This window comes from Buttiauxella cochleicola, from assembly GCF_021283185.1.
Classification (GTDB): Bacteria; Pseudomonadota; Gammaproteobacteria; order Enterobacterales; family Enterobacteriaceae; genus Buttiauxella; species Buttiauxella massiliensis.
This window is the reverse complement of the sequence record NZ_JAJSOS010000003.1, coordinates 110,705-129,011: the sequence shown is the minus strand read 5'-3', so window position 1 is coordinate 129,011 and position 18,307 is coordinate 110,705. Positions and strand designations below refer to the sequence as shown.

At 50.2% G+C, this 18,307-nt stretch carries 15 protein-coding genes; 8 read left to right on the top strand and 7 right to left on the bottom strand.

All coding sequences use genetic code 11. The features are described 5' to 3' along the window. The first annotated feature begins 171 nt into the window (after positions 1–171). The 7 genes from LVQ76_RS05915 (at position 172) to kefC (ending at position 9,922) form a co-directional block, all read left to right on the top strand. Positions 172–1,179, top strand: coding sequence for a LacI family DNA-binding transcriptional regulator (locus LVQ76_RS05915; protein ID WP_154150689.1), 1,008 nt, complete (start codon positions 172–174; stop codon positions 1,177–1,179). A 169-nt stretch (positions 1,180–1,348) separates the two neighbouring features. Beyond that, positions 1,349–2,170 (top strand): 4-hydroxy-tetrahydrodipicolinate reductase, encoded by an 822-nt coding sequence (gene dapB, locus LVQ76_RS05910; protein ID WP_232921209.1) that lies wholly within the window; start codon positions 1,349–1,351, stop codon positions 2,168–2,170. Positions 2,171–2,636: 466 nt separating this feature from the next. Continuing rightward, on the top strand, positions 2,637–3,797 hold the full coding sequence (gene carA / locus LVQ76_RS05905; RefSeq protein WP_232864592.1) for a glutamine-hydrolyzing carbamoyl-phosphate synthase small subunit: 1,161 nt from the start codon (positions 2,637–2,639) through the stop codon (positions 3,795–3,797). An 18-nt stretch (positions 3,798–3,815) separates the two neighbouring features. Further along, positions 3,816–7,040 (top strand): carbamoyl-phosphate synthase large subunit, encoded by a 3,225-nt coding sequence (gene carB / locus LVQ76_RS05900; RefSeq protein WP_232864591.1) that lies wholly within the window; start codon positions 3,816–3,818, stop codon positions 7,038–7,040. 164 nt (positions 7,041–7,204) lie between these two features. Continuing rightward, the gene (locus tag LVQ76_RS05895; protein WP_232864590.1) at positions 7,205–7,438 is read left to right on the top strand and encodes a YgdI/YgdR family lipoprotein; all 234 of its coding nucleotides are present in this window, start codon (positions 7,205–7,207) and stop codon (positions 7,436–7,438) included. A gap of 104 nt (positions 7,439–7,542) precedes the next feature. Next, positions 7,543–8,073 (top strand): glutathione-regulated potassium-efflux system oxidoreductase KefF, encoded by a 531-nt coding sequence (gene kefF, locus LVQ76_RS05890; protein WP_232864589.1) that lies wholly within the window; start codon positions 7,543–7,545, stop codon positions 8,071–8,073. After that, positions 8,066–9,922: a glutathione-regulated potassium-efflux system protein KefC gene (gene kefC / locus LVQ76_RS05885; protein WP_232921208.1), complete on the top strand. Its 1,857-nt coding sequence runs from the start codon at positions 8,066–8,068 to the stop codon at positions 9,920–9,922. The genes kefF and kefC overlap by 8 nt, the downstream gene beginning before the upstream one ends. A gap of 54 nt (positions 9,923–9,976) precedes the next feature. Here the strand turns inward: kefC and LVQ76_RS05880 are convergent, their stop codons facing one another. Continuing rightward, entirely contained in the window at positions 9,977–10,591 is a 615-nt protein-coding gene (locus LVQ76_RS05880; RefSeq protein WP_232864587.1) for a LysE family transporter, read from the bottom strand. Between the two features lie 283 nt (positions 10,592–10,874). Between LVQ76_RS05880 and folA the strand changes: the two genes are divergently transcribed. Next, a complete protein-coding gene (folA, locus tag LVQ76_RS05875; protein ID WP_120064831.1) occupies positions 10,875–11,354 on the top strand; it encodes a type 3 dihydrofolate reductase in 480 nt (159 codons plus the stop codon). Positions 11,355–11,526: 172 nt separating this feature from the next. Here the strand turns inward: folA and apaH are convergent, their stop codons facing one another. The 6 genes from apaH to lptD are packed head-to-tail and all read right to left on the bottom strand — an operon-like array spanning position 11,527 to position 18,278. Continuing rightward, positions 11,527–12,378, bottom strand: coding sequence for a bis(5'-nucleosyl)-tetraphosphatase (symmetrical) ApaH (gene apaH, locus LVQ76_RS05870; RefSeq protein ID WP_232904543.1), 852 nt, complete (start codon positions 12,376–12,378; stop codon positions 11,527–11,529). A gap of 4 nt (positions 12,379–12,382) precedes the next feature. Further along, positions 12,383–12,760, bottom strand: a complete 378-nt coding sequence (apaG, locus tag LVQ76_RS05865) for a Co2+/Mg2+ efflux facilitator ApaG/CorD (RefSeq protein WP_034459334.1) — start codon at positions 12,758–12,760, stop codon at positions 12,383–12,385. A 2-nt stretch (positions 12,761–12,762) separates the two neighbouring features. After that, a complete protein-coding gene (gene rsmA / locus LVQ76_RS05860; protein ID WP_034498450.1) occupies positions 12,763–13,590 on the bottom strand; it encodes a 16S rRNA (adenine(1518)-N(6)/adenine(1519)-N(6))-dimethyltransferase RsmA in 828 nt (275 codons plus the stop codon). Then, the gene (gene pdxA, locus LVQ76_RS05855) at positions 13,587–14,576 is read right to left on the bottom strand and encodes a 4-hydroxythreonine-4-phosphate dehydrogenase PdxA (protein ID WP_232864585.1); all 990 of its coding nucleotides are present in this window, start codon (positions 14,574–14,576) and stop codon (positions 13,587–13,589) included. The genes rsmA and pdxA overlap by 4 nt, the downstream gene beginning before the upstream one ends. Next, positions 14,569–15,861 (bottom strand): peptidylprolyl isomerase SurA, encoded by a 1,293-nt coding sequence (gene surA, locus LVQ76_RS05850; RefSeq protein WP_064513744.1) that lies wholly within the window; start codon positions 15,859–15,861, stop codon positions 14,569–14,571. The genes pdxA and surA overlap by 8 nt, the downstream gene beginning before the upstream one ends. A gap of 53 nt (positions 15,862–15,914) precedes the next feature. Continuing rightward, positions 15,915–18,278, bottom strand: a complete 2,364-nt coding sequence (lptD, locus tag LVQ76_RS05845; protein ID WP_232921207.1) for an LPS assembly protein LptD — start codon at positions 18,276–18,278, stop codon at positions 15,915–15,917. Positions 18,279–18,307: the final 29 nt, after the last annotated feature.

Genomic DNA, 18,307 nt, shown 5'->3' with positions numbered 1-18,307 from the left:
AGATTAATCGATTAACCGACTTTGAACAGGGTGGTAAACGCGATTAACCCACCAATTTTAGCAAGATGTTGCCTGAAGTGGGGTTATCTGTGATGGCTTTCACATGGATATATGCAATTTTTTGGTTATTCGATTAATCTGAGAATCATTGCTAAATACCAAGGAGTGCTAATGAGCACCGTAACCCTTGCCCAAGTCGCAAAGCAGGCCGAAGTTTCAACTGCTACCGTTTCAATGGTGTTGCGTAATCGGGGCAGAATTTCTGACGCCACTCGAACCCGTGTGCTGAAAGCACTGGATGATCTGGGATACGTGTATAACCAAACGGCAGCCAATTTACGTAATCGCACCAGTAATCAGGTCGGGCTGTTGCTGCACGACATTACCAACCCTTTTTACGGTGAAATGACTGCCGGGCTAAGCCAGGAAATGGAACGCCACGATCTGCTGCTATTTTTGGCAAACAGTGAAGAGTCCGGCGAGCGCCAGCAAAAATTTGTCGATTCTCTGATGCGCAATAACGCGTGCGGCATGGTGCTGTGCGCGGCACGGGAAACGCCACCGCTATTTTTCGAAACCCTGAAGCGCCGCAATATTCCGGCGATTATGGTGGTGCGCCCAATGGACGATGTGGACTTCGATTTTGTCGGTACCGATAACTTTTTGGGCACTCAGTTAGCGACACAGCATCTGTTGCGTCTCGGGCATCGCAACATTGCATTTATCGGCGGTAGTGAAAATTCTATTAGCCGTGCACAGCGTATCGGTGGCTACAGCAGCAAACTGCTAGAGCACCGTATCCAGCCGAAAAGTGAATGGGTGGTTTCGTCGCTCGCGAGTCAAAGTGATGGTGCCCGCGTGGCTGAAGAGCTATTCCGGCAGTATCCGGAAATCACAGCCGCTGTCTGTTATCAGGATATTGTGGCACTCGGCGTCATGCAGACACTGCGTAAAATGGGCCGCCAGCCGGGCATCGACTTTGCGCTTGTAGGTTTTGACGATATTACCGAAGCATCTTTGGTTCAGCCAGCGTTGACGACAGTTTCAGTCGCCGCTAAAGAGATTGGTCGCAAAGCCGGAGAGTTGTTGTTTAGCCGCATTCAGGGCAACGACGAGCCGCCAAAACGTATCATCCTGCCTCCAACGCTAGTGGTGCGGGAGTCATGTGGGTTTGCATAATGGGTTATTTAAAACCTTTTGATTATCAGGTGAATGATGGGTTTTACTGATAACTTCAGCGTTTTGTCATAAATTTCTTATTATCGGTGTTTTCGAGTGGCGGCTTGTGAGCGGGCTGGTTAACCTGAGAACGTTATATATGCAGATTAATACAGAAAAGAGAGTGAATATGGATGGATCACAAGTCCGTGTAGCAATCGCGGGTGCGGGTGGTCGCATGGGGCGACAACTGATTCAGGCTGCATTACAGCTGGATGGCATCAAACTCGGTGCAGCACTTGAACGTACAGGGTCATCCCTGGTTGGTAGTGATGCAGGTGAATTAGCCGGTGTAGCGAAAACGGGCGTTATCGTGAGCGATAGTCTGGATGCCGTGGTCAACGACTTCGATGTCTTTATCGATTTCACTCGTCCTGAAGGTACGCTGAACCATCTGGCTTTCTGCCGCCAACATGGCAAGGGCATGGTGATTGGGACGACGGGTTTTGATGATGCGGGCAAACAGGCGATTACTGACGCTTCAACACAGATCCCAATTGTCTTTGCCGCCAACTTTAGCGTTGGTGTGAACGTGATGCTCAAGCTGTTGGAAAAAGCCGCCAAAGTTATGGGCGACTATACCGATATCGAAATCATTGAAGCACATCATCGTCAGAAAGTTGATGCTCCATCCGGCACCGCTCTGGCGATGGGCGAAGCTATTGCTCATGCGATGGATAAAGACTTAAAAGAGTGTGCGGTTTATTCCCGTGAAGGGTACACCGGCGAGCGCGTTCCAGGCACTATTGGTTTTGCCACAGTGCGTGCAGGCGACATTATTGGTGAACATACGGCGATGTTTGCGGACATCGGCGAGCGTATTGAAATCAGCCATAAAGCATCCAGTCGTATGACTTTTGCAAATGGTGCAGTTAAGTCTGCATTATGGCTGAGTGCAATGAAAAGTGGTCTTTATGACATGCGTGATGTCCTTGATCTTAATAGTTTGTAGCCGTTATTACCCATCGTGATGTGGTTATTCCAATCATAATTACTTGATTGATAGGGCAATATTTTATTGCCCTTTTTATTTAATGTTATTTTGGTTGTTTGTTTCAATTATTTGTTTGAGATTCTTATAATTATATCTTTATAACCCTTTCATCGTTGTTTTTTTATCATTTTTGACCATCTGGTCCACTTTTTACCTTCTTGTAATTAGATTCCCATTCATCCTGGCCCGCAACCGATTACGCACTGTAAGTTAGCTGTTGATTTCACCGGTCAATTCCTCTTTTTTACATCAGAACGCTAAAAAACACATAAAAAGTTGCGCTTATGGTAGACTTTTGCCCGGCCGCTCACTAGAATGCCGCCGTTTGTCAAAAATCCAAATGACAGGCTGTTTTGCATTGATTCCTGAATTCATTTTGAATTAATATGCAAATAAATTGACTGTTTATTCCCTGGAGGGCGTTTTGATTAAGTCAGCAATATTGGTTCTGGAAGACGGAACCCAATTCCACGGTCGGGCCATTGGGGCATCGGGTTCGGCCATTGGGGAAGTCGTTTTCAACACCTCTTTGACCGGTTATCAAGAAATCCTCACTGATCCTTCCTACTCCCGCCAGATTGTCACTCTTACTTATCCTCATATCGGAAATGTCGGCACCAATGCTGCTGACGAAGAATCCTCCCAGGTACATGCGCAAGGCCTCGTTATCCGTGACCTACCACTGATTGCCAGCAACTACCGCAATACCGAAGACCTTTCTTCCTACCTTAAGCGCCATAACATTGTGGCCATCGCCGATATCGATACCCGTAAGCTGACCCGAATCCTGCGTGAGAAAGGTGCACAGAACGGCTGCATTATTGCCGGTGATAACCTGGACGCGGCACTGGCGCTGGAAAAAGCGAAAGCCTTCCCTGGCCTTAATGGCATGGATCTGGCGAAAGAAGTGACCACTCAGGAAGCTTATGCCTGGCAGCAAGGCAGTTGGACGCTGGAAGGCGAATTACCTGAAGCGGCTAAAGAAGAAGACTTACCATTCCATGTCGTGGCTTACGATTACGGCGTGAAGCGCAATATTCTGCGCATGTTGGTTGACCGCGGTTGCCGCCTGACAGTGGTTCCAGCACAAACGCCAGCAGAAGAAGTGCTGAAGATGAACCCAGACGGCATCTTCCTTTCTAACGGCCCAGGTGACCCGGCACCGTGTGATTACGCTATTAGCGCAATCAAATCCTTCCTGGAAACCGACGTGCCGGTATTCGGTATCTGCTTAGGCCACCAGTTGCTGGCTCTGGCAAGCGGCGCGAAAACCGTGAAGATGAAGTTTGGTCACCACGGTGGTAACCACCCGGTTAAAGATTTGGATCGCGATTGCGTGATGATTACTGCCCAGAACCACGGTTTTGCGGTAGAGGAATCAACACTTCCGGCGAACCTGCGCGTGACCCATAAGTCATTGTTCGATGGCACGCTGCAAGGCATCCATCGTACCGATAAAGCGGCATTCAGTTTCCAGGGCCACCCTGAAGCAAGCCCGGGTCCACACGATGCGGCACCGTTGTTTGACCACTTTGTCGAATTGATTAAGCACTACCGTTCTACCGCCACTCTTAATAGCAAGTAAGTATCAGGAGCTAAGAAAATGCCAAAACGTACAGATATAAAAAGCATCCTGATCCTCGGCGCAGGCCCAATTGTTATCGGCCAGGCGTGTGAGTTCGACTACTCCGGTGCTCAAGCGTGTAAAGCGCTGCGTGAAGAGGGTTACCGTGTCATTCTGGTGAACTCCAACCCGGCAACAATTATGACCGACCCGGAAATGGCTGATGCGACCTACATCGAGCCGATTCATTGGGAAGTGGTTCGCAAAATCATTGAGAAAGAGCGCCCGGATGCGGTTCTGCCAACCATGGGCGGCCAGACTGCGCTGAATTGCGCACTGGAACTGGAACGTGAAGGTGTGCTGGCAGAATTCGGCGTCACCATGATTGGTGCTACCGCTGATGCGATTGATAAAGCTGAAGACCGCCGCCGTTTCGACGTGGCGATGAAAAAAATCGGCCTTGATACTGCGCGTTCTGGTATTGCTCACAACATGGAAGAAGCGCTGGCGGTTGCGGCTGACGTGGGTTATCCGTGCATCATCCGCCCTTCATTCACCATGGGCGGTACGGGCGGCGGTATCGCTTACAACCGTGAAGAGTTCGAAGAAATCTGCGAACGTGGTCTGGATCTTTCTCCAACCAAAGAGCTGCTGATTGACGAATCATTGATCGGTTGGAAAGAGTACGAAATGGAAGTTGTGCGTGATAAAAACGACAACTGCATCATCGTTTGCTCTATCGAAAACCTTGACCCGATGGGTATTCACACTGGTGACTCCATCACTGTTGCGCCAGCGCAAACGCTGACCGACAAAGAATACCAAATCATGCGTAACGCCTCGATGGCGGTACTGCGTGAAATCGGCGTAGAAACTGGCGGTTCCAACGTGCAGTTCTCGGTTAACCCGAAAACTGGCCGTTTGATTGTTATCGAGATGAACCCGCGCGTGTCGCGCTCTTCTGCGCTGGCATCCAAAGCGACCGGCTTCCCGATTGCCAAAGTGGCGGCGAAACTGGCGGTGGGTTATACCCTCGATGAACTGATGAACGATATCACCGGTGGCAAAACGCCGGCATCGTTCGAGCCGTCTATCGACTACGTTGTCACCAAAATCCCACGCTTTAACTTTGAGAAATTCGTCGGCGCGAACGACCGCCTGACCACGCAGATGAAATCTGTTGGTGAAGTGATGGCGATTGGCCGCACACAACAGGAATCACTGCAAAAAGCCTTGCGCGGCCTGGAAGTGGGCGCAACTGGTTTTGACCCGAAAGTGAATCTGGATGACCCGGAAGCGCTGACCAAAATTCGCCGCGAGCTGAAAGACGCAGGCGCTGAGCGTATCTGGTACGTGGCTGATGCCTTCCGTGCAGGCCTGTCCGTTGACGGCGTGTTCAACCTGACCAACATCGACCGCTGGTTCCTGGTGCAAATCGAAGAGCTGGTTCGCCTGGAAGAGAAAGTTGAAGAGATCGGTATCACCGGCCTGGACTACGACTTCCTGCGTATGCTCAAACGCAAAGGCTTTGCGGATGCGCGCCTGGCGAAACTGGCTGGCGTTCGCGAATCTGAAATCCGCAAACTGCGTGAGCAATATAAACTGCACCCGGTTTATAAGCGTGTTGATACCTGTGCGGCGGAGTTCTCAACTGACACCGCGTACATGTACTCCACTTATGAAGATGAGTGCGAAGCTAACCCGAACAACGACCGTGACAAAATCATGGTGCTGGGCGGTGGTCCAAACCGTATCGGCCAGGGTATCGAGTTTGACTACTGCTGCGTACACGCCTCTCTGGCGCTGCGTGAAGATGGTTACGAAACCATCATGGTTAACTGTAACCCGGAAACCGTTTCTACCGACTACGACACTTCAGACCGCCTGTACTTCGAGCCAGTAACCTTCGAAGACGTGCTGGAAATCGTCCGCGTTGAGAAACCTAAAGGCGTTATCGTGCAGTACGGCGGCCAGACTCCGCTGAAACTGGCACGTGAACTGGAAGCAGCAGGTGTTCCGATTATCGGCACCAGCCCTGACGCGATTGACCGCGCAGAAGACCGTGAGCGTTTCCAGCACGCAGTTGACCGCCTGAAGTTGAAACAGCCTGCCAACGCCACCGTTACCACTATCGAAATGGCGGTAGAAAAAGCAGCACACATTGGTTACCCGCTGGTGGTTCGCCCATCCTACGTTCTGGGCGGTCGCGCGATGGAAATCGTTTATGACGAAATCGACCTTCGCCGTTACTTCCAGACAGCGGTAAGTGTCTCTAACGATGCACCAGTGCTGCTCGACCGCTTCCTTGACGATGCGGTAGAAGTGGATGTCGATGCGATTTGCGACGGTGAAACCGTGCTGATTGGCGGCATCATGGAGCACATCGAACAGGCGGGCGTTCACTCCGGTGACTCTGCATGTTCTCTGCCAGCTTACACGCTGAGCCAGGAAATCCAGGACGTGATGCGCCAGCAGGTGCAGAAACTGGCTTTCGAACTGCAAGTTCGCGGTTTGATGAACGTGCAGTTTGCGGTGAAAGATAACGAAGTCTACTTGATTGAAGTTAACCCACGAGCTGCGCGTACCGTACCGTTTGTCTCTAAAGCAACCGGCATGGCACTGGCTAAAGTGGCGGCGCGAGTGATGGTTGGGCAAACCCTTGTACAGCAGGGCATGACCAAAGAAATCATTCCACCGTATTACTCGGTAAAAGAAGTAGTTCTGCCGTTCAACAAGTTCCCGGGCGTTGACCCACTGTTAGGGCCAGAAATGCGCTCTACCGGTGAAGTGATGGGCGTGGGTCGCACCTTCGCAGAAGCTTTCTCCAAAGCGATGCTGGGTAGCCAGTCCACCATGCGTAAACCAGGCCGCGCACTGCTGTCTGTTCGCGAAGGCGACAAAAAACGTGTGGTAGACCTGGCGGCTAAATTGTTGAAGCAGGGCTTCGAACTGGATGCGACTCACGGTACTGCGGTTGTGTTGGGTGAAGCTGGCATTAACCCGCGTCTGGTGAACAAGGTGCATGAAGGTCGTCCGCACATTCAGGACCGTATCAAGAATGGCGAATATACCTATATCATCAACACCACAGCTGGTCGTCAGGCGATTGAGGATTCCAAGCTGATTCGCCGTAGCGCACTGCAATACAAAGTGCACTACGACACCACGCTGAACGGTGGTTTTGCTACCGCGATGGCGCTGAACTCTGACGCGACTGAAAAAGTGATTTCAGTGCAGGAAATGCACGCGCAAATCACTAAGTAATCGCTTCTCGATACTTTTGAAACCCGCTTCGCGCGGGTTTTTTTTCGTCTGATGTTTGTGGTGGTCGACACTTCAGAGTGTTCTGTATTTTCCAGCGAAGCCGGAAAATCCTGCTAATGTTTTTAGTCTGAAGATGAGAAATGACTACAAACAGGGAGAACAACATGAAAAACAAAATTCTGCTGGCGTCCATATTCGCGGCTGCAACCATGGTTACCGTGGCAGGCTGTTCGTCTAACCAGGCGGTAAAAACCAGCGATGGCAAAACCATTGTCACCGATGGCAAACCGCAGGTTGACGACGACACAGGCCTGGTCTCTTACAAAAATGCCGAAACCGGCAAGACCGAGCAGATCAACCGTGACCAGGTTAAATCCATGGGCGAACTGGATAATTAATCCAGGTCTTCCCACTTAGCCCGGCTGGAATTATGACTATTAGCCTGTTGAATTACTGACTACACTCTTTGAGAAAAGAGTGCGGTAAAACAACAGGCTAATTGATGATTTTAATTATTTATGCACATCCTTACCCGCAACACTCTCACGCAAACCGAAAAATGCTTGAGCAAGCCTCGCTTTTGCCTGATGTAGAAGTGCGCTCCCTCTATGAGTTATACCCTGATTTCAATATTGATATTGCCGCCGAGCAGGAAGCATTAAGCCGCGCAGATTTGGTTATCTGGCAGCACCCAATGCAGTGGTACAGCACTCCGCCATTGATGAAACTGTGGATCGACAAAGTCCTTGCCCACGGCTGGGCATACGGGCGTGGCGGTAGGGCACTACACGGAAAAAACGTCATGTGGGCGGTGACTACTGGTGGTGGCGATAACCACTTTAATCTGGGTGACCACCCAGGCTTTGATGTGCTTGGACAACCATTGCAGGCGACCGCCCTTTACTGTGGCATGAACTGGCTACCGCATTTCACCGTTCATTTCACTTTCGTTTGCGATGAGAACACGCTCGAAGTACAGGCCGGGCAATATAAACAACGGTTGCTCGACTGGCGGGAGGCGAACCATGGATAGTCACAGCATGATTCAGGCGCTGATTTATCTCGGCTCCGCCGCGATCATTGTGCCCATTGCCGTGCGGCTTGGATTAGGTTCGGTGCTTGGCTACCTGATTGCCGGGTGCATTATCGGCCCGTGGGGATTACGTCTGGTTACCGATGCCGAAACTATTCTGCATTTTGCGGAGATCGGCGTGGTGTTGATGTTATTTGTGATTGGTCTCGAGCTTGACCCTCGTCGCTTGTGGACGCTACGCGCTTCGGTGTTTGGTGGCGGTGCGCTGCAAATGGTGGCGTGCGGTTTGCTGCTTGGTTTGTTCTGCATGTTCTTAGGGCTGCGTTGGCAGGTAGCCGTTTTGATCGGCCTTACGCTGGCGCTCTCTTCTACCGCCATCGCTATGCAAGCCATGAACGAGCGCAACCTGACGGTTTCGCAAATGGGGCGCAGCGCGTTCGCCGTGCTGTTATTCCAGGATATCGCTGCGATCCCGCTGGTAGCAATGATCCCGTTATTAGCCAGTAGCGGTGCGACTACTACCCTGGCTGCGTTTTCCATTTCAGCTCTGAAAGTGGTTGGTGCATTGGCCATCGTTGTATTGCTTGGCCGCTATGTGACGCGCCCGTTGCTGTGGTTCGTTGCGCGTTCCGGCCTGCGTGAAGTCTTCAGCGCCATGGCATTGTTTATGGTGTTTGGTTTTGGCTTATTGCTTGAAGAAGCAGGGCTTTCGATGGCGATGGGAGCGTTTCTTGCCGGTGTGTTACTGGCAAGTTCTGAGTATCGCCATGCGCTGGAAAGTGATATCGAACCGTTCAAAGGTTTGCTGCTCGGGCTGTTCTTTATCGGTGTGGGCATGTCGATAGATTTCGGCACGCTGCTTGAGAATCCACTGCGGATTATTGCGCTGCTGTTCGGATTCCTGGCGATCAAAATCATTACGCTCTGGATTGTGGCAAAACCGCTGAATGTGCCGCGCAAGCAACGGCGCTGGTTTGCTGTTTTGCTGGGGCAAGGTAGTGAATTTGCTTTCGTGATTTTTGGTACAGCAAGAATGGCTGAGGTGTTAGATGACAGTTGGGCGAAATCGCTGACCCTAGCTGTTGCGCTATCAATGGCGGCAACGCCGCTACTGCTGGTATTACTCAACCGTCTGGAGAAATCGGGTAAAGAACAGGCCCGAGAAGCGGATGAAATCGATGAAGAACAGCCGCGAGTGATTATCGCAGGCTTCGGTCGTTTCGGGCAGATTGCTGGCCGTTTGTTACTCACCAGTGGGGTGAAAATGGTGGTTCTTGACCATGACCCAGACCACATTGAAACGTTGCGTAAGTTCGGCACCAAAGTCTTTTATGGTGATGCAACACGCGTGGATTTACTGGAGTCCGCCGGGGCTGCAAAAGCTGAAGTGCTGATCAATGCTATCGACGATCCTGATGCCAACATGCAGTTAGCAGAGTTGGTGCAGGAGCACTTCCCACATTTGAAAGTGATTGCGCGAGCACGCGATCTTGACCACTTCATTCGCCTGCGCCAGTTGGGTGTTGAACAACCAGAGCGTGAAACATTTGAAGGTGCACTAAAAGTGGGGCGTCGGGCACTGGAAGGTCTGGGCGTTGGCAGCTACGAAGCACGTGAGCGAGCCGATCACTTCCGACGTTTTAATACGCAGATGGTTGAAGAGATGGTTCCGTCTCCAGACTGGTCAGCGCGAGCCGATGTGCTCAAGCGCACCAGTGCCATGCTGACTGAGGTTATTAACGAAGATCGTACTCATCTGAATGTGATTCAGCGCCACGGCTGGCAGGGGACGGAAGAAGGGCTTCATTCGGGGAAACTGGCTGATGAGCCGCCAGTGAAACCGGAATAACGAAAAAGCTCCCGAATTTGGGAGCTTTTTAAAATCTATTGGTTTGAGTAAAAGTCAGCTCAAAGCCACTTTAATCCCCAGCGCAATCAACATGCCGCCCAGCAGTTTATCGACAATTTTCTGTGCTTTAGCCAGGCCGCGACGAACAGGCTCGCTTTGGATTAACACAACCAACAGAGGCCACCAGACCACGGATAGCATCAGGATAACTCCGGCATACCAAAGTTTTTCCATGGTCCCTGAATTCACGCTCAATACCTGGGTGAAAACAGAAAGGAAGAATAGGGTCGCTTTTGGGTTCAGCAGGTTGCACAAATAGCCCTGTAAGAATGCTTTCTTAAGTGTTGTTTGTTGGCGCTCAACGTTGCTGACATCCATTTTACTGCTGCCACGAGCAAATAGTGCATGTAAACCAATCCAGATCAGATAAGCGGCCCCGGCATATTTCAACAGGTCGAATAACCATGGTGTCGTGGTAATAACCACAGCTAAACCCGCAACACAATAAGTCATGTGAGTTGCCACGCCGCTGATGACACCCAGCGAAGTCATCATTGCCGCAGTACGTGAATAGCGTGCTGCGTTCTTAATCACCAGAAAGAAATCAGGCCCGGGAGATAGCATTCCCAAAGTGGCAATGGTGGCGACGAAAAGCGTGGTTTCTAACATGGTTTAATCCGGTGCAGTCAAAGAAACGTGAACTATACCGCAGCTATTGCATAAACTTATAGAGGGTGACGGAGAGCGGTTAAGTATTTTTTACGTCATCTTTTACAATGCTTCTGACACTTTTACGCTAACTCGTTGTTCCTGCTATAACAGGAAGCAATACGTTACGGGTTTACAGTCGCAGAACAAAAATATTCTCACGGACATGCTTGCGGATAGTCGACGAAAGAATGCGCTTTCCGTATAGTGGCGGCAATTTTTTCACCACCCTTGGGTTAATAGAATGATCAGTCTGATTGCTGCATTAGCGGTAGATCGTGTAATTGGCATGGAAAACGCCATGCCCTGGGAAATACCTGCCGATCTGGCCTGGTTTAAACGTAATACGTTGAATAAACCTGTCGTGATGGGGCGTTTGACCTGGGAATCCATCGGTCGTCCGCTGCCAGGTCGCAAGAACATCGTTATTAGCAGCAAGCCCGGCACCGATGACCGCGTTGAGTGGGTATCATCCATCGAAGACGCGATTAAAGCCTGTGGCGATGCGGAAGAGATTATGGTGATTGGCGGCGGTCGTATTTACGAACAATTCCTGCCAAAAGCTCAGCGCCTGTATCTGACGCACATTGATGCGGAAGTGGAAGGCGACACGCACTTCCCGGATTACGATCCGGACGAGTGGCAGTCAACGTTTAGTGAATTCCATGATGCCGATGAGAATAACTCACACGGTTATTGTTTTGAGGTTCTGGAGCGTCGTTAAGGCGTTGAAGAATGAAAAAACCGGTTAGCTAGTATATCCAAAATAATTCGAGTTGCAGGAAGGCGGCAAAGGAGTGAATCCCCAGGAGCTTACTAACGTAAGTGACTGGGGTGAACAAGAGCAGCCAACGCTCATGCAACTTGAATTATGACGGATATAACCGGGTTTTTTATTACGAAGCAATAGCCGTTTCACCACCGCCAACATCCTGCTGGCGATTCGAGGGCTGGGTGAAATATGTTTTATCTTCCCAGCGTAGGCAAGTTAGCTCACCGCCCCAGCAACATCCTGTATCCAGCCCGTAAATCCCTTCTGGTGTGCCTTTACCTTCCAGTGATGCCCAATGTCCGAAGATAACTGAGTATTCATCGGTAACCGGCCCTGAAATAGCAAACCACGGTTTGAGCGGCGCAGGCGCGCTTTCTGGTGTGTCTTTGCAGTACATATCCAGTTGCCCATTAGGGAAGCAATAACGCATGCGGGTCAGCGAATTGGTAATAAAGCGCAGACGAGCGAGCCCTGAAAGTTCAGGCGACCAGTTGTTAGGCATATCGCCATACATCGCATCAAGGAATAACGGATAGCTGTCGCTTGAAAGCACGGCTTCAACATCACGCGCGCAGGCCATTGCAGTATTCAAATCCCACTGCGGCGTAATCCCGGCATGCGCCATCACCAGTTTTTTCTCTTCATCAACCTGTATCAGAGGTTGGCGACGTAACCAGTTCAGCAGTTCGTCGGCATCTGGCGCTTCCAGCAATTGGGAAACGCGATCTTTGGGTTTATTGCGGCTAATGCCTGCATAAACTGCCAGAAGATGCAGATCGTGATTACCGAGAACGATGCGAGCACTTTCACCAAGCCCGCGCACAAAACGCAGCACTTCAAGCGAGCCGGGTCCACGCGCGACGAGATCGCCCGTAAGCCATAAAATATCTTTGCCAGGCGTAAACTCAACCTGTTGCAGCAGGGCTACCAGTTCATCGTAACAACCATGAACATCGCCAATCAGGTATGTAGACATCGTATCAGTGAATAAAGGCTGGGATAGCCAGACGGAATACGGGAATAGCGACACGGAAAGCATCGCCCTGAGAGTCGACCATTTCGTAATGGCCTTGCATGGTGCCAAGCGGTGTTTCAAGTACTGCACCGCTTGTGTAGCTATATTCGTTGCCCGGTTCAATATGCGGCTGGACGCCAATCACGCCCTCACCCTGAACTTCAGTTTCATGGCCGTTTCCATTGGTGATAAGCCAGTAACGACCAAGCAATTGAACCGGTGTTCGCCCCAGGTTGCGGATGGTTACAGTGTAAGCAAAGACGAAACGTTCGTTCTCCGGAGAGGACTGCGCTTCGATATAAACGCTTTGTACCTGAATGCATACGCGGGGCGAATTCAACATCGTTAACTCTCCTTTGGCTGCTGCTGTGGGTGCTCAGCCAAATAGTTTGCCAGTTGGCAATACTGTGCGACTGAGATGTTCTCAGCGCGTAGGGTTGCGTCGATTCCCAGCTCCGCCATCACCTCTGGGCTAAACAGATGGCCAAGGCTGTTACGAATCGTTTTGCGACGCTTGTTAAAGGCTTCAGTGGTGATGCGGCTTAACACACGCAGCTCTTTAACTGGGTTCGGTATTACTGCATGTGGTACCAGGCGCACAACGGCAGAGTCAACTTTCGGTGCCGGTGTGAAGGCCGTTGGTGGCACTTCAAGTACTGGGATCACATTGCAATAATACTGCGCCATGACTGATAAACGACCATACGCTTTACAGTTAGGGCCAGCAACTAAACGGTTTACCACCTCTTTTTGCAGCATAAAGTGCATGTCAGCAATGGCATCAGTATAGCTAAAGAGATGGAACATCAATGGCGTGGAGATGTTATACGGCAGGTTGCCAAAAACGCGCAACGGCTGACCGATTTTTTGCGACAGCTCTCCAAAATCCATTGTCATGGCATCTTGCTGATAAATCGTCAGCTTCGGTGCCAGGAATGGATGCGTTTGCAGGCGAGCTGCAAGATCGCGGTCCAGTTCGATGACGGTCATTTCATCCAGGCGTTCACCCACGGGCTCGGTTAATGCGCCAAGGCCGGGGCCGATTTCAACCATTGCCTGGCCTTTCAGTGGATTAATAGCAGAGACAATACTGTCGATAACGAACTGGTCATTAAGGAAGTTTTGTCCAAAACGTTTACGGGCTAAATGGCCCTGGTGGACACGAGTATTCATTGAGTATTAGCAATCATCTTGATGGCGAGATTAAGCGCCGTAATAAAACTGCCGACCTCGGCTTTCCCCTGACCGGCTAGATCTAGCGCGGTGCCATGGTCAACCGAAGTGCGGATAAAAGGTAAGCCTAGTGTGATATTTACCGCCCGACCAAAGCCCTGATATTTGAGTACAGGTAAGCCCTGGTCGTGGTACATCGCCAACACTGCATCGGCGTTATCGAGATACTTAGGCTGAAACAGCGTATCTGCCGGTAGCGGGCCAGAAAGCTTCATTCCAAGACCACGCATTTCATTCAGTACTGGAATGATGGTATCAATTTCTTCAGTACCCATGTGGCCACCTTCCCCGGCATGGGGGTTGAGGCCACAAACCAGTACATGTGGCTGCGCGATACCAAACTTGGTTTGCAGGTCATGATACAGGATGGTGATTATCTGGCGTAATAATTCTGGCGTTATCGCATCACTAATGGCTTTAAGCGGCAGATGTGTCGTCACCAGCGCAACGCGAAGTTCTTCGGTCGCCAGCATCATCACGACTTTTTCGCTGTGCGATCGCTCTTCGAAAAACTCGGTATGCCCGATAAAGGGAATACCAGCATCGTTAATGATGCCTTTATGTACCGGCCCGGTGATCAGTGCTGCAAATTCACCCTTGATACAACCATCACATGCCCGAGCCAACATATCCACCACATACTTACCGTTCTTCACATCAAGCAACCCCGGTTTGACGGGGGCTCGTAGGGCTATGGGCAGTATGGTGAGTGTTCCGGCAGTTTGCGGGCTTGCAGGAGCGTCAGGCGAGTAAGGAATGAGCTGAAGAGGAAGACCGAGAAGAGCTGCACGTTCCAGGAGTAATTCGGGAGACGCTGCGACAACCACTTCGACAGGCCAGTCGCGCTGTGCCAGCGCGATGACCAGATCAGGACCAATCCCGGCTGGTTCGCCGGGAGTGATAACTACACGTTGGATATTAGCCATTGCTACCTATGACTTTCACATAAGCAGATGCGCGTTGTTCTTGCATCCAGGTCTGTGCTTCTTCAGAGAACTTACGGTTGAACAGCATGCGATACGCGCGGTCTTTCTGCGCAGCATCAGTCTTATCAACGCTACGAGTATCCATAAGTTCGATCAAGTGCCAGCCGAAGGAGGAGTGAACCGGTGCGCTCAACTCACCTTTATGCATTTTCGACAGTGCATCACGGAAGGCAGGATCGTAGATATCGGTAGCAGCCCAACCCAGGTCACCGCCCTGGTTTGCTGAACCTGGATCTTCAGAGAACGATTTTGCTGCCGCAGCGAAGGTCGTTTTTCCACTCTTAATATCAGCTGCAATCTGGTTTAACTTAGCTCGAGCCTGGTCGTCACTCATGATTGGCGATGATTTCAGTAAGATATGACGTGCATGAACTTCAGTCACAGAAATGCTCTGGCTCTGGCCACGCAGATCGTTCACTTTCAGGATATGGAAACCAACACCTGAACGAATCGGACCGATTACATCACCTTTTTTCGCTGTCCCTAATGCCTGAGCGAAAATAGTTGGCAGTTCCTGGATACGGCCCCAACCCATTTGACCACCTTTCAGTGCTTGCTGGTCAGCAGAGTAGGTGATTGCCAGTTTGCCGAAATCACCGCCGTTTTGAGCTTGTGAAACAATGTCACGCGCTTGTTTTTCCGCATCGTCTACCTGAGTAGAAGTAGGGTTTTCCGGCAATGGAATCAGGATGTGGCTCAGGTTAAGTTCGGTGCTGCTATCGTTTTGGCTACCCACCTGCTGCGCAAGGGAATCAACTTCCTGCGGCAGTATAGATACGCGACGACGAACTTCACTATTACGCACTTCCGAAATGGTCATCTCTTTGCGGATCTGAGCACGGTAAGAATTGTAATTAACGCCGTCATAGGCCAGACGACTACGCATCTGGTCCATGTTCATTTTGTTCTGAGCGGCGATATCAGCAATGGCTTTATCAAGCTGCTCATCCGTCACTTTAACGCCCATTTTCTGACCCATCTGCAGCATGATCTGGTCCATGATCAGACGTTCCAGAATTTGATGACGCAGAGTGTTGTCGTCAGGAAGCTGTTGCCCGGCCTGTTGGGCGCCGCTCTTCACTGACTGCATCATGCCGTCAACGTCACTTTCCAGTACCACACCGTTATTCACTACGGCTGCAACTTTATCGACCACTTGTGGGGCCGCGAAAGAGGTGTTCGCCACCAGGACGACACCGAGAAGCAGCGTTCTCCAATTCTTCATACTTTTTCCATTTCTTAGCCGCAAAGCGGACTGCTAATTCAAGTCAAAGTGAATTACATCGAGCTCTGATACGGCAGAATGTTTGAACGCAACATCTGCTGTGTGCCCAGGCCGTAGTTGGAACTCAGGCCACGTAACTCGATGTTAAAGCCAATTACGTTGTCGTATTTGCTTTGGTTATCTTCCCAACCGTTAATTTTGCGCTCATAACCTAAACGAATCGCATAACAGCAAGAGTTGTACTGCACGGCTAACATGGAATCAGCCGCTTGTTGTGCATTGGTATCGTAGTAATACGCTCCAACAACAGACCAGCGATCAACGATAGGCCAGCTCGCTGTCATCCCAACTTGTGAGATGCCATCTTTGTACTGGTCTTTATTGATGTCGATTTTAGAAACAGTAGCACCGATGTATTCAGGGCTTGCGTAACGGTAGTTAAATTGTACCAGGCGATCGTTATCTTTACGATATTCGATAACGCCGTTACCGGTCGCAATATTATCAAGGCGTGTATCGTACTGTACGCCACCGCGTAAGCCCCAGCGGTCAGTCATGCGCCAATAGGTATCACCAGCCCATACCACAGAACCTGTTTCGTCACCTTTTTCACTGTTAATCGTTTCATCACCAGTACGAGACTCGGTGAAGTAGTAGATTTGACCAACAGAAACATTAAAACGTTCAACCGCTGCGTCATCATAAACACGAGTTGTAACCCCCGTGGTGACCTGGTTGGCTGAAGCTATACGGTCAAGGCCGCCGTAAGTACGATCACGGAATAAGCCTGAGTAGTCAGATTGCAACAGCGCAGAATCATAGTTGTTGATGTTACTTTGGTCACGATACGGCACATACAGATACTGTACGCGTGGCTCAAGGGTTTGCGCCCATCCTGCAGCAGAGTCCATATCACGGTCGAAAATCAGCTTCCCGTCCATTTTGAATTGAGGCAGGGTACGGTTAACCGAGGATTCTAATTTACTGTTTTTATTTACGTTTTTTTCGTATTTTTCGAGGTTATCCTGCTGATAGTGTGTTGCCATCAGCTTGGCTTCGGTATTCAGGCTCGCCCAACCATTGGATAACGGTAGGCTAATGGTTGGCTCAACATGCAAGCGTGTAGCTTCCGGCATGTTGTTATTAAAGTTAGTAAACTTAACTGCCTGACCATAGATACGCGTATCAAAAGGTCCAACGTCATTTCGATAGTAGTTCATATCCAACTGCGGCTGAGCGCTATATGAATTTGCACCACTATTTTGTTGAGACTCAAATATCTGGAACTGTTTTGTCGCAAGGGTGGCGTCGAAGTTTTCGACGGCATAACCAATACTAAATTTCTGCGTGGCATAACCGTCAGTACTGGAACCATATTGCGAAGTAAAGTCGTTGAAGTAGCTAGGATCGCTGACTTTGGTGTAGTCGATATTAAAACGCCACACCTGATCCATCACACCTCTGTGATTCCAGTAGAACAACCAGCGGCGTTCATCCCCTTCAGGGTTCTTCGCGGTATCGTCTTTGTATTCCTCATCAGACAGCAGGTAGTCGAATTCCATAATACCCGCACCAGCTTTGGTCAAGTAACGGAATTCATTCTGCCATTGAGTACCACGTTGCTCCATATAGTGTGGAGTGATTGTGGCATCAAAGTTTGGTGCGATGTTCCAGTAATACGGCAGAGAAAACTCAAGGCCATTATTGGTACTGTACTTCGCATTTGGGATCAGGAAGCCGGAACGACGTTTATCACCGATTGGCAACTGCAGATAAGGGCTATAGAAGACTGGAACCGGGCCCAGTTTGAAACGGGCATTCCAGATTTCCGCGACTTCTTCTTCACGGTCCTGAATCACTTCACTTCCCACAACGCTCCAGGTATTAGAACCCGGCAAACAGGAAGTAAATGTGCCATTTTCCAGAATGGTGTAGCGATTATTGCCGCGCTGTTTCATTAGATCGGCAGTACCTCGCCCTTGGCGGTCTACCATTTGGTAGTCACCTTCCCAGACGTTGGTATCTTTGGTGTTCAGGTTTGACCAGGCTTTTGGCCCTTTAAGAATAACCTGATTATCATCGTAGTGTACGTTGCCGACAGCATCGACCGTGCGGACAGGGTCCGGCTGACCTTCAACCTGTTTTTGGTGTAGCAACACTTCATCAGACTGTAGGCGGCTATTGCCTTGCTGAATATCAACATTGCCAGTAAACACCGCATCATCAGGATAATTTCCTTTTGCGTGATCGGCATTTATAGTAACGGGTAGGTTGTTGGTATCTCCCTGAATTAAAGGGCGATTGTAACTTGGGATACCAAGCATACACTGCGACGCAAGATCGGCAGCCATACCTTGTTGACTATACAGCGCTGCGCCAATCAAGGTGGCCAGCAAGGTGGGAATACGTTTTTTCATACGTGTTATTCGTTGTTCCATCATCAATG

Coding starts and splice junctions, on each gene's coding strand:
- LVQ76_RS05915 (WP_154150689.1), top strand. CDS start 172: ATGAGCACCGTAACCCTTGCCCAAGTCGCAAAGCAGGCCGAAGTTTCA.
- dapB (WP_232921209.1), top strand. CDS start 1,349: ATGGATGGATCACAAGTCCGTGTAGCAATCGCGGGTGCGGGTGGTCGC.
- carB (WP_232864591.1), top strand. CDS start 3,816: ATGCCAAAACGTACAGATATAAAAAGCATCCTGATCCTCGGCGCAGGC.
- LVQ76_RS05895 (WP_232864590.1), top strand. CDS start 7,205: ATGAAAAACAAAATTCTGCTGGCGTCCATATTCGCGGCTGCAACCATG.
- kefF (WP_232864589.1), top strand. CDS start 7,543: ATGATTTTAATTATTTATGCACATCCTTACCCGCAACACTCTCACGCA.
- kefC (WP_232921208.1), top strand. CDS start 8,066: ATGGATAGTCACAGCATGATTCAGGCGCTGATTTATCTCGGCTCCGCC.
- LVQ76_RS05880 (WP_232864587.1), bottom strand. CDS start 10,591: ATGTTAGAAACCACGCTTTTCGTCGCCACCATTGCCACTTTGGGAATG.
- folA (WP_120064831.1), top strand. CDS start 10,875: ATGATCAGTCTGATTGCTGCATTAGCGGTAGATCGTGTAATTGGCATG.
- apaH (WP_232904543.1), bottom strand. CDS start 12,378: ATGTCTACATACCTGATTGGCGATGTTCATGGTTGTTACGATGAACTG.
- apaG (WP_034459334.1), bottom strand. CDS start 12,760: ATGTTGAATTCGCCCCGCGTATGCATTCAGGTACAAAGCGTTTATATC.
- rsmA (WP_034498450.1), bottom strand. CDS start 13,590: ATGAATACTCGTGTCCACCAGGGCCATTTAGCCCGTAAACGTTTTGGA.
- pdxA (WP_232864585.1), bottom strand. CDS start 14,576: ATGGCTAATATCCAACGTGTAGTTATCACTCCCGGCGAACCAGCCGGG.
- surA (WP_064513744.1), bottom strand. CDS start 15,861: ATGAAGAATTGGAGAACGCTGCTTCTCGGTGTCGTCCTGGTGGCGAAC.
- lptD (WP_232921207.1), bottom strand. CDS start 18,278: ATGAAAAAACGTATTCCCACCTTGCTGGCCACCTTGATTGGCGCAGCG.